Consider the following 13,827-nt stretch of genomic DNA (forward strand, 5'->3'; position numbering starts at 1 on the left):
CGTCGCGCGGCTTTCTAGGCGGCGCGGGCGGGAACCGGCTTCGGCTTCAGCACCGTCGCAAGCACGATGCCGGCAACGATGAAGACGGCGCCCAAGAGATCGTAGTCGTGCAGGCTCTCGCCGAGCAAGAGATAAGCGAGAATGGCGACGAACATGGTCTGCAGATAGAGCAGCATGCTCGCCCGGCTGGCGCCCAGCGTCTCGACGCTGCGGTTGTAGAGATAGTACATCAGCGCGCCGCCGGGCCCGGCCAGATAAGCGAGCGCCAGCAGGCCGTTGGCGTTCATGGTGGAGCGTTCGTCGTTGGCCAGTTCCCACAGATGGAAAGGCAGCGCGACCAGCGCCCCGGCCCCCAGCAGCAGCACGACCAGCGGCAAGAGCTCGATGCCGAATTTGGCGCGGCGCACGAGCACGGTGTAGAGCGCCCAGCACAGCGCGCTGCCGACGATCCACAACTCGCCGAGATTGAAGCGCAGCTGCAGCAGCGCCGTCAGGTCGCCATGCGCGACGATGACCAGCATGCCGACGAGCGCGATCGCCGCGCCCACCGACTGCCAGAGCCCGAGCGGCTCGCCGAGCACGAAACGGGCAAGCACCATGGTCATGACCGGCGACAGCGCCATGATGATGCCGGCCGTGGTCGCGTCGGTGTCGGCGAGGCCGTGATAGATCATGCCCTGGCAGATGGTGAGGCCGATAGCGCCGACGGCGACGATCTCCAGCGCCCGGGTCTTGAGCAGCGCAATCATCGCGCCGTGATGGCGGTGCACGATCGGCAGCAGGATGGCGCAGGCCAGCGCCAGCCGCCAGAAGCACAGTCCCCAGGGCGGCATTTCCGGCGCCACCCATTTGGCCGCGATATAGACGCCGGCCGAAAGCAGCCAGCACAGCACGGCGGCCGGATAACCGCTCAGGGAGGACATGGCCGCGACGGCGGAGCGCTCGCCATGATGGGCTATCGGCATTGCCTGCATGTCATACCCCCTGCTCGATGAATGCCCGCGTGCGCGGCGGGCACTATAGCTCAATCTGCGCGTGTTACATAACTTCGCCTGGACCGAGGGGCGGAGGTGCCATGGCAAATGACGCGAGCAGGTCGAGCCGAGGACTACATGAATTCGCGGACAAACTGGCCCGCGCTCTGCAAGGCACGGCGGCCGGCGCTCAGTTCCGCATTCCAGACCGGCCAGGCATGGATCATATGCGGCCAGACCTCGAGGCGGACCTTGACGTCTGCCGCGCCGGCGGCTTCCGCGAGCCGCGCTGCATCCGAGAGCAGCGTCTCGGCGGAGCCAACCTGGATCAGCATCGGCGGAAACGCTTTGAGATCGGCAAACAGCGGCGAGATCAGCGGATCGCGCCGGTCGATCCCATCCGGAACATAGGCTGCCGCCAGTTCCTCCAGATAGGCCCGGTGGATGATCGGGTCGGTCCCATCCTTGCTCGACAGCGTCGCGCCGGACATCGACAGGTCCGTCCAGGGAGAAACCAGCCACAGGCAGCGCGGCAAGCGCTCGCCCGCCGCGCGCAACCTGCCGGCCAAAGAGAGGCTGAGATTGCCGCCGGCGCTGTCGCCGCCAACGACGATGCGATCCGGCGCGATGCCCTGCCCGGCAAGGAAGCGCCATGCGGCCAGCGCGTCTTCGTGCTGCGCCGGGAACGGATGTTCGGGCGCGCGTCGATAGTCGATGGCGAGCGTGCGCACCCCCATCGCGCGGCCGGCCTCGGTCACCATTCGGCGATGACTCTTGATCGAGCCGGAGCAGTAGCCGCCGCCGTGGAAGAAGAGCAGGACCTTGTCCTTGTCGGAGCCAGGCGCCAGCGACCACTCCGCCGCGAGGCCGTCGATGACCACCGCCTCGCATCGGATGTCCTGCGCAACCGGCCAGCCCGAACCGACCTCGTCGAGCCGCGCCCGGCGCTCGTCCCAGCCCACCGGTCGCGGCCTTGACGCCAGCAAGGCGCGGATGGCGGCGATCTCGGCCAGATCGCGGTGTTCGCCCCCGTCGTCCATTCTCCCTCCTCCGCTCAGTACCAGTTTAGCGACAGATCCGACGCGAAAGAAAATGGTGAAAGCTGTCGGAAACGGCGCCGGCCGGTCGTCCTTTGGGCAGAACCCAAGAACCAAACCATAAGACGATCGTTGAGATCATGCACGCCGTCATACAACCCGGAGCCTTCCGATGACCCCCACCATCACAGCCTTCGAACGTTCGCCCGACCGCGGCCGGGGACAGGCGCGAGACATGCGCGTTCGCTGGGCGCTCGAGGAGGTCGGCCAGGCTTATCACGTTGCCTGGTCTCGTTCCGCGAGATGAGAGAGCCGGCGCATCGCGCGCTGCAGCCTTTCGGGCAAATCCCGACCTATGAGGAAGGCGGCCTCGCTTTGTTCGAGACGGGCGCGATCGTGCTGCATATCGCCGAGCGCCATGCCGGGCTGCTGCCTCAGGATGCGCATGGCCGGGCGCGCGCGGTCACCTGGATGTTCGCCGCGCTCAGCACGCTGGAGCCGCCGATCCTCGATCGCGAAACTGCAAAGCTGGTGGAGCGCGACCAGCCCTGGCACGAGCAGCGCCTGCCGCTGGTCGAGGATCGCATCCGCAAGCGGCTGGGCGAATTGTCCGCCCGCCTCGGCGATGCCGACTGGCTCGATGGCGGCTTCAGCGCCGGCGACCTGATGATGGTGATGGTGTTGCGGCGGCTGAACGGATCGGGCCTGCTGGAGGAGTACCCGAACCTTGCCGCCTATGTCGCGCGCGGCGAAGCACGGCCTGCGTTCAAGCGGGCTTTTGAGGCGCAACTGGCGGTCTTTACCGGCGCCACGAACGGCTGACGGGGGCTCCTCGCCGAGGAATCCGATGCTAATTGCCGGCCGCGGGCGGTTGGCTGGCGCCATCCGCCTCGCATGTCTTCGTGTGGAACAGTCTGGCGAGTTCCGCGCGAACGCTGAGTGAAACCGGCTATGTGGATGAAACGGCAGTCCGATTTTGGCCAAGAACAACACGCCTGAACAGCCACAGGATGACCGGGCAAACCAGCAGCATCACGGCACCAAAGTCGAGAGCTGCGCTCGCGGTGCCAATTGACGTGGAGAGCCTTCCTCCAATTGTCGTTCCTACCGGCATCCCGGCATAGAAAACCGTAAAGAAAATTCCCATTCCGATCGACCGCGTCTTTCGCTCGAGCACACGCGCAGGAAGGCTCATGATCGCACCGGCCGGCAGGCCGCAAACGATCCCCAGCGCAATTACGGTAGGGAGCACTGGCCCGCTTTGCGACAGGATCAACGTTAGCATCGCAAAGGCTATACTGCCCGTAACAACGATTGCTTCGCCGCGTTTGGTCTGATCAGCAAGGACGCCCCCGAGGGGCACGGAAATCACAGCGAGCCAGAGCACGATACTGATAGCTGATCCAGCTGCGGCAATGGACCAGTGTCGCTCACCGAGCATCGACGGTCCAAAGCTAAAGATCATTGAAAAACCGATATTGTAGAGACACCAGATTCCACCGGCCGCGACCAAGGCATAAATCGTTTCTGGGGTCAGACTGCCGCGCTCGCTTTCAACGAAGGCGGCCGTCTCCGGCGCGCGATAGACAACCGCCATGACGCCCAGTGCGATCAAGATCCACATTTCGACAGCAAGGTGGACAAGGTGAAGCCCGAATGTCAGTCCGATCCATGGCAACAGCATGAGCGAGATTGCAATGCCTACCGGCCACGAGTTGACGAAGATGGCCATCGCGGTGGCGATTTCGCGACCCGCGAACCAATCTGCGACCATCTTGGTCATGAGAACGCTCAAGAGAATACCGCCGGTCCCGGCAATCAACCTGCCCGCGATTTGCAAGCCCCATGAGGTCGACGACGCCATTAGCAATTCGCCTGCGAGCATCGCCAGAAGCCCAGCGAGCACGGTCGCCTTGTCGCCATAACGGCGGCCGATCGTGCCACCGGGAAGCGCAAGCAGGACGCCCGGCGCGAAATAGAGCCCAATAAGGATACCGATATCGGCCAGGCTCACGCCGAGACCTTGACTGAGCTGCGGCGCGACGGCCCCCACGCTTCCAAACTGGAAGGCGAAGGCAGCACGTGCGACAAACAAAACAGCAAGAATGGTCCAGCGGCTTCGCACTTGGATCCTCCCGACCGCCGATGGTGCGCGGCCTGTTTTTATATTAGCAATATCATATATGCTTTCGCCAGCCATGTTCACACAAAGGGGTTGGCGCCGCGCAGGATAGTGGGCTCGCCCGACCCCTATGTCCGGCAATTCGCCGATGGACTATCTGAATCGACCGACATGGCACGGCGCCAGCAAAACCCTATTGTGTTTGTGTGAAGCTGGAAGCCAAGCGGGAGCCGTACCCATGACCCTGACCAATCGCGACATCGTCGAGCTGACGGAATGGCGCCGCAAGCTGCACCGGCAGCCGGAAATCTCCAACGAGGAGGAGAAGACGGCAAAAGAGGTCGTCGCCTTCCTGGCCGATACCGGGCCGGACAGGGTGTTGACCGGACTGGGCGGGCATGGCGTCGCGGCGGTCTATGACAGCGGGCAGGCCGGGCCCACCGTGCTGTTCCGCTGGGAGCTCGACGCGCTGCCGATCGAGGAGCTTTCGGGCGTCGCGCATGCATCCCAGGTGCCGGGCAAGTCGCATATGTGCGGCCATGACGGGCACACAGCGATCCTGGCCGCGCTCGGCCGGCTGTTCGGCCGTGAGAGGCCGGCGCGCGGGCGCGTGGTGCTGATGTTCCAGCCGGCGGAGGAGACCGGCAATGGGGCCGCCGGCGTCGTCGCCGACCCGCGCTTTTCCGAAATCGCGCCGGACTTCGCCTTCTCGCTGCACAATCTGCCGGGCGTGCCGTTCGGCGAAGTGCGCGTCAAGCCCGGCGTGGTCAACTGCGCCTCGCGCGGCATGCGCATCATGCTCGACGGCAAGACCGCGCATTCCTCCATGCCGGAGACCGGCACCTCGCCGATGCCGGCGGTGAGCCAGCTGATGCCGCAGCTGCCCGGTCTCGGGCGCGGCACCTTCGCCGACGATGATTTCGGCATGGTCACCGTCACTCACTGCGCGATGGGCGAAGCGGTGTTCGGAATCGCGCCCGGCTACGCCGAGGTCTGGGCGACGCTGCGCACCCGGCGCGACGAGCGCATGGCGGAGCTGGTCGCGGCCGCGGAAGCGCTTGCCGCAAAGGTCGCCGCCGCGCATGGCCTGTCCGTGCGCTGCGACTATCACGAGATATTCGTCGCCAGCGTCAACGCGCCCGATGCCGTTGAGCATCTCAACCGGGCGCTGGACGAGGAAGGTGTCACGCGCGGCGAGGAAGCCCTGCCGATGCGCGCCTCCGAAGATTTCGGCATCTTCGGCCACAATGCCAGGTCGGCGATGTTCTTCCTCGGCGCCGGCGAGCGCCATCCTTCGCTGCACAACCCGGACTACGATTTTCCCGACGATCTGATCCCGATCGGCTCGAGGATCTTCATGCGCACGGCGCGCAATCTTTTGGGGTGAGCGGCTCGACCATGCCGGGTCGCCTGCGGTCAGCCATCACTCCTCCGGCAAGCCCGCAAATCGCATCTGTTCGATCCAGCGGTCGAGACTTCCGGGAGCGGTCCATATCTTCTCCCACTCCCTGCGTTCTTTACTGATGGATTCGTCGGGAGTGCTCTGGAGGAAAACCGCAAGCGCTTGCCTTGCCTCTCGCTTGTTTCCCAGACAAGCGTGGATGCCGGCAAGCATGCGGTGAGCGCCGCTCGGGATTCTGGACATTCTTCGCATCGCCGCCAGTGCGGCCGCGCAATCGTTTTTTTCCCAGAGCGCCCAGCCCATCTGCCAGTTGAAGTCGTCTGGGTAGAAAGGATCGATGCCCATGGCCTGCTTGATCCGATCGATCGCTTCGTCTGTCCGGCCAATATAGAGTAGCACATCCGTGCTGCGGACCAGGAAATCCGGGTTGCTGGGGTTCAGGGCGATTGCCTGATCGTAGCGGGCAAGGGCCTGCTCGACCTCGCCGGCTTCGGTATGGATGCTGGCGCGGATATTATGCGCTTCAGCATCATCGGGAGCGAGCAGGATGGCCTTGTCGGCGTATTCGGCCGCGCGCTTCAACGCCTCGTCACGGTTCGATTCCTGATCGTTCCAGCCGAACATCGCATCGTTGCGATAGGACCAGGCCAGCCCGATATAGCCGAACTGCGAGTTCGGATCCTCTTCGATCGCCTTGAGGTTCAGTTGCCGAAACAGCTTGTTCCTCGCGGCCGAGAAGTCCTCCCGGATCTCGGCAATCCCCATCAGATGATAGTGCAGCGCGCTGACCCTGGCGGCACCGCTCTGCGGCAAGGGGCGTTCGATCCTGCGCCCGACCCTTTCCGCGAGCGTGCGGATGATTTCCTCCTGGACGACGAAAAGATCGCCGATCTCGCGGTTGTAGCTGTTGGCCCAGACATGCGATCCATCATGCGCCTTCAGCAGTTGGGCCGTCACTTTCAGCCGGTTTCCGATCTTCTGCTGGCTGCCCTCAAGCAGGTAGTCGACGCCGAGTTCATCTGCGATCTGCTTGGTGTCGGTGGGCTTACCGCGGTACCTGAAACTCGAGTTCCGGGCGATGACGGCATAAGTCTTGCTTCGTGCCAGCTCGGTGATGATCCCCTCGGCAACGGCATCGCTGAGATATCCCTTATCCGCGCCGGCACTCATGTCGTCGAAGGGAAGGATCGCAATCCTGGGCATGTCGCTCGAAGAAACCGCAGCGGCTCGCCATGTTTCCGCGCCGTAGTATGCGCCGATCGCTGCCGCAACGAGAACGAGCGCAGCAAGAATCAAACTGTGTCGCGAGACCCACGTCCTGGCACGTTGCGTGCCGGCTGCGGCATTTGGGTGCGCCGCGGCCGATGGATCGGCATTCAGCCGATAGCCTCGCTTGGGGAAGGTTTCCACGATCACATGCTCGTCGTCGCCCAACGCACGGCGAATATCGGCGATGCATTGCGTAAGGCTGTCTTCGGTAACGAAGGTGTTGGGCCAGACCGCCCGCATCAAAGCATCCTTGGACACGATCTGGCCCGGCCGTGCCGCCAGTGTCGAGAGCACCTCTACGGACTGGCTGCGAAGCTCGATCGCCTTGCCTTCAGCGGTCCGCAGTTCCCTGCTTTTCGTCAGGAAGACCAAACCGCGAAACGTGATCGTTTCAGCAGGTTTCAGGTCAATTTCAGGAGCCTTTCGGGACATTTCACCCTCCTGGCGCGCTTCCTAGCTTAGCCAATTCGACCGTCGCTTCCAAGCAATCACAGCAGCACGGGATTGGAAGGAGGAAGACATGAAGCAACAGGCTCATCATCGCGCTCGCTCTTCTTTTGGCAGCGCAAATGGCTGCAAAAGCGGATTCCCGCATCGCGAAACTCCGCGGCCCCGACCATGTCAGGGAGATTAGGGGATAGCGATGGATCAGTTCCTTTTAATTACCCTTCTGTTAAATCTTGACGGCACTGTAGTAGCCGGCAATCGTGAAAACGGCTTTCCTCCCAAGGTGTTGAGTTCAGAATCCGAATGCAAATATCTGAAACGTCAATATGAATTTATCGGACCTCCTGTTGGCCTTAAGTATCTCTCAACCGCTTACATCTGCGAACCGAAACAAACAACTATCGCTTCTGGCGACAATGCTCAGACGACATCCATCACAACCCCGGCGTTGCGGCGGTATCGCTAACCCTCATTCGGCGTTGGGAGGCAGCTACTCGATCCGCTCCAGCAGCCTTTCAACCGCGCCGACCACCTGGCGCGGTTGCACCGGTTTTTCCAGCCGCTCGATGTGACTGAACGCCTGCGGTATGACGTCCTGGTCGTAGCCGGTGATGAAGACGAAGGGGATGCCCTGCTCGCTCAAGGTCTCGGGCAGGTTGAACGAGGCGCCCTGGCCGAGATTGATGTCGATTATGGCTGCGTCCGGTCGCCGCTCGCGCAATTCGGCCTGCGCGTCGTCTTCGGTCGGGCACGGGCCGATGATTTCGGCGCCGGCCCCCTGAAGTGCGCGCGCAGTGTCGGTCGCAAGATAGTACTCGTCCTCGACCACCAGAATGGTGCGGCCGCTCAGATTCTGTTCGCCGGTCATGTCGAGCGCTCCTCCGAACACGGTTGCTGGCTGGGGGCTCCGGTCTCCAGGATGCTGGCGCCGTTCTTGAGCGGAAACTCCAGATGGCACCGAGCGCCATCGGCTCCGATCGTCAGCTTGCCTTTGCCGTTCAACTCATAAGGTGTGCGGCCCTCGATCGGTTCCGTGCCGAAGCCGTGCCGGCGGGGCCTGTCGGCCGGCTGCTGGGGGGCGCCCGTCTCGATCCAGTCGAACGAGAGCCAGTTGCCCGCTCTGGCGGCGCTCGAAGTCGGGATTCACCTCACGGCAGACAAGGTCGGGCTCGTCGCCGGCGTCGACAAGTCCGGTAATCGCCACACCTTGTTCAAGGCAGGAGAAGTGCCGTAGTCAAGCACGGAACGGGCGAAATGCGAAGCGCGAACGCAATCTGCGGTCCCGCTGTCCTGGCGGGATCGCCGTCGCGATGCGGGGTTGCCAGATCAGCTCCTGCGACCGTCGCGGCACATTGATTGGCGCGCGCAATCCGCGGCCTGGCCCCGCCGGGTCAGAGTTGGTTTCGGCAAACTGCAATCAAGGCGCGCGCCCGCCCGCAGCCGCCGGCTTGCGGCCGCCGGCTCGCACCGCGACGTGCGGGCGCCACCCTTCAGGTCTTGACGTCGGCGACCACCGTGCCCGAGACGGGATCGGTGACGCCGAGCCCGCCGCCGAGATCCTCCAGCATGTCGCGGAACGTGTCGAGCAGGCCGATCATCTGCGGCCGGGCCGCCACGATGTTGTCCATGTCGTTCCATTCACCGACGAAGCAGAAGGTCCGCTCGCCGGTCTTGATGAGAGCGCCCTTGCGGAAGCCGGCGGCGTCGAGGGCAACCTTCTCGTGGGCATCGATGAATGCCTGCTCCTTGCCCGGCTTGGTGCGGAACCGGACGACGTTGTAAGCGGTCATGCCTTCCTCCCATCAATTTGCCAAATGCCGCTTGGCCTACCTACGGACGGGCCTCGAGGACCATGTTGAACTGCGTCTCGGCGGCGCGGCGGAAGCGGGTGAAACCGCCGCTGGCCACGACCTTGCGCAGCCTCGCCTCGCCGGCCTGGGCGCCGAGCCCCAGTCCTACGTCCTGGGAAAGCGAGGCCGGCGTACAGACGAAGGTCGAGGCGGCGTAGTAGATGCGGCCGACCGGATTGAGATTAGCCGAAAGCTGGTCATGGGCAAAGGGCTCGAGGTGCCGTCCGGCTTGAGCGCCTGAGGCACGTGTTTGGCCGCACCAGCCGGATCGCCCATGTCATGCAGGCAATCGAAGAAGGCGACGAGATCGTACTTGCCCGGGAAAGCCTTGGCTGGCGCCACCTCGAAGCGCGTGTTGGCGGCGACGCCCGCCTGCTTCATCGCCGAATTCTCGGCCAGCCAGCCCGGCGTCTGCCACCGGCTCGTCGTCGACCCCGAGATCGTGCGCGAGGTGTCGCTGGTGCCGGTCGCCGACCGGCTGCCCTCCCCCGCCATCTCGGCCTTCGCCAAGGCGGTGATGGAAAATGACTGGCAGATGGCGCTGGACGCCGCGAACCGGGCGGCGCTCTAGCCCCCGGCCGCGCCGCCCTGGCCGGGCCAAGCTGTCAGGTAGGCAGGACACGGGCAATCACATCTTCGTGTCCATGTAACGGACCGGAATGCGCCCCGAAGTCCCGAATGGGGCAACCATGCCCCTTCAAAAATGGGAGTATGCGGAATGCATTCGATCAAGCTAGTTGTCATCGCCGGCGCCGTCGGCCTTTGCGCCTCGCAGGCATTCGCCGAGGACACGATGGGCACGATGACGATGATGAAGGGCGGGCAAGTGACGGCGATCATGCCCGACGGGCACATGGGCACCATGATGCCGGACGCCAAAACCAGCGCCGAAATGATGAAAACGGCCAAGCCGATCAAGCATTGCATGATGATGATGACCGACGCCAAAGGCAAAGCCTACATGATCGACACGTCGACCAAGAAGGCGCAGGCCGAATGTGAAAAAATGGCGATGTGAAACGTCCTCGACGTCGGAGCGAAGCCTTCCCGCCGGCGCCTCCCGCCGGCGGGATGTCCGACCTGCCCCCGCTTTCGAGGCTTGGATCGGCGTTCCTTCCCCTCTGGGCCTGACTGCGCGGCGACTGCGCGGGGTTGATCGGCTGCAAGAGTGTGCTAGGCCGGGCCGATCATCACGGAACCCGACATGGCAGGCTTATCGCGCAAACACCCAATGCTGCGGCGCTCGCGGGCGATGTGGGCCTCACGGCGCGTCTGGCAGCCGCGGCTGGTGTTCTGGGCGGGCGCGATCTCGATCGGTCTGATCAGCGTGCTGTTCGCGATTCTGGCCGACTGGGCACAGGCGCTGTTCCACGCGCTCGTCGGGGCGCATGACGGCTGGCGCTTCTACCTGCCGCTTGTCATGACGCCGCTCGGCTTCGTGCTCTGCGCCTGGCTCGCCTACGCATTCTTTCCCGGATCGCAGGGCAGCGGCATTCCGCAGGCGATTGCCGCGCGCCATCTGCGCGACGAGGAGGACCGCAGCCACATACTTTCGCTGCGTCTGGTGGTGGGCAAGATCGCGCTCACCGTCATCGGCCTCTTCAGCGGCGCCTCGATCGGCCGCGAGGGGCCGACCGTGCAGGTCGGCGCCTCGCTGATGCTGCAGGCGGCGCGCTGGGGCGGCATCGCGCAGGCGCGCGGCCTGATCCTTGCAGGTTCGGCGGCCGGCATAGCGGCCGCCTTCAACACGCCGCTTGCCGGCATCGTGTTCGCCATCGAGGAGATGGGCCGAGCCTATGAGGCGCGCACCAACGGGCTGGTGCTGACGGCGGTGATCCTCGCCGGGCTCGCCTCGATGGGGCTGCTCGGCAACTACACCTATTTCGGCGTCGCCAGAGACACTGTGGCCTTCGGCAGCGAATGGCCGCTGGTGCTGGCCTGCGGCATCATCGGCGGCGGCGTCGGCGCGTTGTTCTCGCTGCTGGCGCTGAAGGCGACGCGGCGCATACGGCGCTGGAACGCGCTGCAGCCGCTGTGGCGAACGCTGGTCGTTGCGGGTATTTGCGGCCTGGCGGTGGCCATGGTCGGTCTCGCGTCGGGGGGCCTCACCTTCGGCACCGGCTATGCGCAGGCGCGCGGCGCCATCGAGGGCGCGCCGCTGCCGCCATTCTTCTTCATCGCGAAATTCGCCGCCGGCCTGCTCTCCATGGTCTCGGGCATCCCGGGCGGGATCTTCGCGCCGTCGCTCGCCGTCGGCGCGGGCCTCGGCAGCACGCTCGGGCTGATGCTCGGCGCCGCCACCGGCACCGCCGCCCTGCTCGGCATGGCCGGCTATTTCGCCGGCGTCGTGCAGGCGCCGATGACGGCCTTCGTGATCATCCTGGAAATGACCGGCAACCACGACAACGTCATCGCACTGATGTGCGCGGCGGTGCTTGGCTACGGCACGGCGCGGCTGATCTCCAACGAGCCGCTCTACCATGCGCTGTCGCGAGTGTTCATCGCCGAAGGGATCCGGCGGCGGAGATCGCGGGGCGTCGAGGCGTAGCGGAGAAGCTGCCGCTGCCGGCTGCCGGGCTGCAGACCCCGGCTGGACCGGCACCTGCGAGACTTCCTATGCCAGCAGAGCCAGTTCCGGCTTGAGCATCATCAGCGCGCCCACGAGCGCGAACAGCGCAATGACGGCAACGCGGCCGACGAGCGCTCGGCGGTCGCCGGCGAGCGCGCCGAGATCGCTGCGGGAGGCGTCGGCGATGGCGGCCTGGACCTTCTTTTGCCAGGGCCGCACGAAGCGGCGGTTGACCACCATCATGGCGGCGATCAGCGCGAAGGAGAGCAGCAGCCAGGGCGTCAGCAGCGACCAGCCGCCGAGATAGAGAAGCGCGATGCCGGCCAGCATGCCGATCATGGCGACCACATTGGCGGAGCGGCTGGTACCGAGCGCGAAGCGCGCCATCTTCGCATCGCCGCCGGTGCCGGCGAACAGCAGCAGTTCGGCCGCCAGGAACAGCACGACGGCTGCCATCATGGCGAAGGCGTGGATATCGAGAACGCTTGTATAGAGCATGATGCTGTCTCCGATTTGCCGGCCTCGGTGACCCGTTTCGGCCAGATGCCGATGGCCGCTTGCAATGCTTGGGTGAATATGTGACGGTTTCGTCACATTTTGTATTCGCTTTTGGAGCGCGCTGCGGCGCGACTGGCTAAATGGATGTGACGCAACGCAAATTTCCGCGGCAGGAGCGTGCGAGGGCCACCGTGGAGGCGATTATCCAGGCCGCGGCTCAGCTTTTGACCGATATCGGATTCGAGGGCCTGACCACCGCCAGGGTTGCCGAGCGGGCCGGCGTCAGCGTCGGCTCGCTCTACCAGTATTTCCCCAACAAGCAGGGCTTGGCGGCGGCGCTGGTCGACCACCATGCCGAGAAATTCTCGGCGGCATTCAGCCAGACGGTGGAGGCGAGCGGGCACGGCACGCTGGCGGAAACCGTCGAGGCCATGATCGAGGTGGCGATGGCCGCCCATCCGCAAGATCCGAAGCTGTACCGGGCGCTGAACGAGCTGGCGCCGCGCTATCGCGCGGAAAAGGTCCAGGAAGTCGGCAGCCGGATCGCCGCGATCATCAAGGAGCAGCTTGCGCGCCACCGGCACGAGATTGCGCCCGACCTCGATCTCGGCGATGCGGCGGCGCTGATCGAGATCCTGCTCGAAAACGTCATTCATCGCGCCATCGAGCGCCACCCGGTCAGTGTTTCAGGCGAGCGCGCGATGGACCAGTGCCGCAGGATGATCATGGCCTATCTGACGAGCGGTCAACGCCATGCCGCCTAAGGACGGAGCGCATCGCGATTTCTTCGCGCGCGACGCCGTCGTGGTGGCGCGCGCATTGATCGGCGCGCGGCTGGGGCTTGACGGCGTCGGCGGCATCATCGTCGAAACCGAGGCCTACCGTCCCGACGATCCGGCCTCGCACAGCTATCGCGGCCGCACGCCCCGCAACGCGGCGATGTATGGCGCCCCCGGCACCGCCTATGTCTACCGCTCCTACGGAATCCACTGGTGCCTGAATGCCGTTTGCCTGCCGGGCAGCGCGGTGCTGATCCGCGCGATCCAGCCCGAATTCGGCTTGGCCGCGATGCGGGCGAACCGGGGCACCGATGACGACCGGCTGCTGTGCTCGGGTCCAGGCAAGCTCTGCCAGGCGCTCGCTGTCGACGGCTCGCATAACGGCCTGCTGCTGAGCGCGCCGCCCTTCGAATTCGCCCGCTCGGAGACCGACGCGGCGGCGATCCTCACCGGACGCAGGATCGGGATCAGCAAAGGCGTGGAGGCCGACTGGCGCTTCGGCATCGGCGGCTCGCCCTATCTCAGCCGCAAGCTCTAAGCGGCCTGCCCGCCGATTGCCGCGAGGCCACGGCGCGACCGGGGCCAGGACCGCGATCATACATCCGACAAATCCGGGCGCGCTTTCCGCCGCTTGGAGATGGCCCGCCACAAGGCAGCTTCGTTTGTCGTGCCGTCATCGAAAGCGCGGATGACTTCGCCAGCCAATTGTTCGCGCTGTTCCCGGTCCTTTCGCGCCAGCCGGCGTTCCTCGCACAGCCGATTGAACACACGTTGGAGCAAAGCCAGATCGGCCGGCTCGTACACACCACCGTAGCGCGACAATGACATTGCCGCCGCCCTCAAACGCGGCTTTCGAATTATCGCACATCATGGGCTTGAC

General features: G+C 64.8%; 16 protein-coding genes and 2 pseudogenes. 9 read left to right on the top strand and 9 right to left on the bottom strand.

The window, feature by feature from the left end; translation table 11 throughout:
* Positions 1–14: 14 nt before the first annotated feature.
* Positions 15–974: an EamA family transporter gene (locus EJ074_RS06330; protein ID WP_095808894.1), complete on the bottom strand. Its 960-nt coding sequence runs from the start codon at positions 972–974 to the stop codon at positions 15–17.
* 134 nt (positions 975–1,108) lie between these two features.
* Entirely contained in the window at positions 1,109–2,014 is a 906-nt protein-coding gene (locus tag EJ074_RS06335) for an alpha/beta hydrolase (RefSeq protein ID WP_095808893.1), read from the bottom strand.
* A gap of 169 nt (positions 2,015–2,183) precedes the next feature.
* Between EJ074_RS06335 and EJ074_RS06340 the strand changes: the two are divergent.
* A pseudogene (locus EJ074_RS06340) lies at positions 2,184–2,833 on the top strand (glutathione S-transferase family protein).
* A gap of 127 nt (positions 2,834–2,960) precedes the next feature.
* On the opposite strand, the gene EJ074_RS06345 reads toward EJ074_RS06340, so the two are convergent.
* Positions 2,961–4,136, bottom strand: coding sequence for an MFS transporter (locus EJ074_RS06345; protein WP_095808955.1), 1,176 nt, complete (start codon positions 4,134–4,136; stop codon positions 2,961–2,963).
* Positions 4,137–4,371: 235 nt separating this feature from the next.
* Here EJ074_RS06345 and EJ074_RS06350 point away from each other — a divergent pair, with 235 nt between their 5' ends.
* Entirely contained in the window at positions 4,372–5,520 is a 1,149-nt protein-coding gene (locus EJ074_RS06350; protein WP_129552838.1) for an amidohydrolase, read from the top strand.
* A gap of 36 nt (positions 5,521–5,556) precedes the next feature.
* Here the strand turns inward: EJ074_RS06350 and EJ074_RS06355 are convergent, their stop codons facing one another.
* Positions 5,557–7,236 (bottom strand): winged helix-turn-helix domain-containing protein, encoded by a 1,680-nt coding sequence (locus tag EJ074_RS06355; protein ID WP_129552839.1) that lies wholly within the window; start codon positions 7,234–7,236, stop codon positions 5,557–5,559.
* A gap of 211 nt (positions 7,237–7,447) precedes the next feature.
* On the opposite strand from EJ074_RS06355, the gene EJ074_RS06360 reads away from it, so the two are divergent.
* On the top strand, positions 7,448–7,717 hold the full coding sequence (locus tag EJ074_RS06360) for a hypothetical protein (RefSeq protein ID WP_129552840.1): 270 nt from the start codon (positions 7,448–7,450) through the stop codon (positions 7,715–7,717).
* Between the two features lie 24 nt (positions 7,718–7,741).
* On the opposite strand, the gene EJ074_RS30110 is transcribed toward EJ074_RS06360, so the two are convergent.
* A complete protein-coding gene (locus tag EJ074_RS30110; RefSeq protein WP_165349872.1) occupies positions 7,742–8,119 on the bottom strand; it encodes a response regulator in 378 nt (125 codons plus the stop codon).
* Between the two features lie 243 nt (positions 8,120–8,362).
* Between EJ074_RS30110 and EJ074_RS30560 the strand changes: the two genes are divergently transcribed.
* Positions 8,363–8,485: a hypothetical protein gene (locus EJ074_RS30560; protein WP_281033653.1), complete on the top strand. Its 123-nt coding sequence runs from the start codon at positions 8,363–8,365 to the stop codon at positions 8,483–8,485.
* 256 nt (positions 8,486–8,741) lie between these two features.
* Here the strand turns inward: EJ074_RS30560 and EJ074_RS06370 are convergent, their stop codons facing one another.
* The gene (locus EJ074_RS06370) at positions 8,742–9,041 is read right to left on the bottom strand and encodes a DUF718 domain-containing protein (protein ID WP_129552841.1); all 300 of its coding nucleotides are present in this window, start codon (positions 9,039–9,041) and stop codon (positions 8,742–8,744) included.
* Between the two features lie 40 nt (positions 9,042–9,081).
* Positions 9,082–9,425: pseudogene (locus EJ074_RS30115) on the bottom strand (SAM-dependent methyltransferase); the annotation flags it as partial.
* On the opposite strand from EJ074_RS30115, the gene EJ074_RS06380 reads away from it, so the two are divergent.
* The 3 genes from EJ074_RS06380 to EJ074_RS06390 all read left to right on the top strand — a co-directional run bounded on the left by EJ074_RS06380 (position 9,415) and on the right by EJ074_RS06390 (position 11,649).
* Positions 9,415–9,672 (top strand): hypothetical protein, encoded by a 258-nt coding sequence (locus EJ074_RS06380; protein WP_245420644.1) that lies wholly within the window; start codon positions 9,415–9,417, stop codon positions 9,670–9,672. The pseudogene EJ074_RS30115 and the gene EJ074_RS06380 sit on opposite strands and share 11 nt — an antisense overlap.
* A 147-nt stretch (positions 9,673–9,819) precedes the next feature.
* The gene (locus EJ074_RS06385; protein ID WP_095808889.1) at positions 9,820–10,119 is read left to right on the top strand and encodes a hypothetical protein; all 300 of its coding nucleotides are present in this window, start codon (positions 9,820–9,822) and stop codon (positions 10,117–10,119) included.
* A gap of 186 nt (positions 10,120–10,305) precedes the next feature.
* Complete coding sequence (locus tag EJ074_RS06390; RefSeq protein ID WP_129552842.1) at positions 10,306–11,649, top strand: chloride channel protein; 1,344 nt, start codon at positions 10,306–10,308, stop codon at positions 11,647–11,649.
* 66 nt (positions 11,650–11,715) lie between these two features.
* Here the strand turns inward: EJ074_RS06390 and EJ074_RS06395 are convergent, their stop codons facing one another.
* Positions 11,716–12,168, bottom strand: coding sequence for a hypothetical protein (locus tag EJ074_RS06395; RefSeq protein WP_095808887.1), 453 nt, complete (start codon positions 12,166–12,168; stop codon positions 11,716–11,718).
* A gap of 146 nt (positions 12,169–12,314) precedes the next feature.
* On the opposite strand from EJ074_RS06395, the gene EJ074_RS06400 reads away from it, so the two are divergent.
* Both EJ074_RS06400 and EJ074_RS06405 read left to right on the top strand, forming a co-directional pair.
* Positions 12,315–12,932: a TetR/AcrR family transcriptional regulator gene (locus EJ074_RS06400; protein ID WP_165349873.1), complete on the top strand. Its 618-nt coding sequence runs from the start codon at positions 12,315–12,317 to the stop codon at positions 12,930–12,932.
* Entirely contained in the window at positions 12,922–13,485 is a 564-nt protein-coding gene (locus tag EJ074_RS06405) for a DNA-3-methyladenine glycosylase (RefSeq protein WP_095808885.1), read from the top strand. The genes EJ074_RS06400 and EJ074_RS06405 overlap by 11 nt, the downstream gene beginning before the upstream one ends.
* Before the next feature lie 56 nt (positions 13,486–13,541).
* Here the strand turns inward: EJ074_RS06405 and EJ074_RS29875 are convergent, their stop codons facing one another.
* The gene (locus tag EJ074_RS29875; RefSeq protein ID WP_176478471.1) at positions 13,542–13,775 is read right to left on the bottom strand and encodes an RNA-binding protein; all 234 of its coding nucleotides are present in this window, start codon (positions 13,773–13,775) and stop codon (positions 13,542–13,544) included.
* Positions 13,776–13,827: the final 52 nt, after the last annotated feature.

The sequence above is a fragment of the Mesorhizobium sp. M3A.F.Ca.ET.080.04.2.1 genome (assembly GCF_003952525.1).
In the GTDB taxonomy this organism is placed as follows: domain Bacteria; phylum Pseudomonadota; class Alphaproteobacteria; order Rhizobiales; family Rhizobiaceae; genus Mesorhizobium.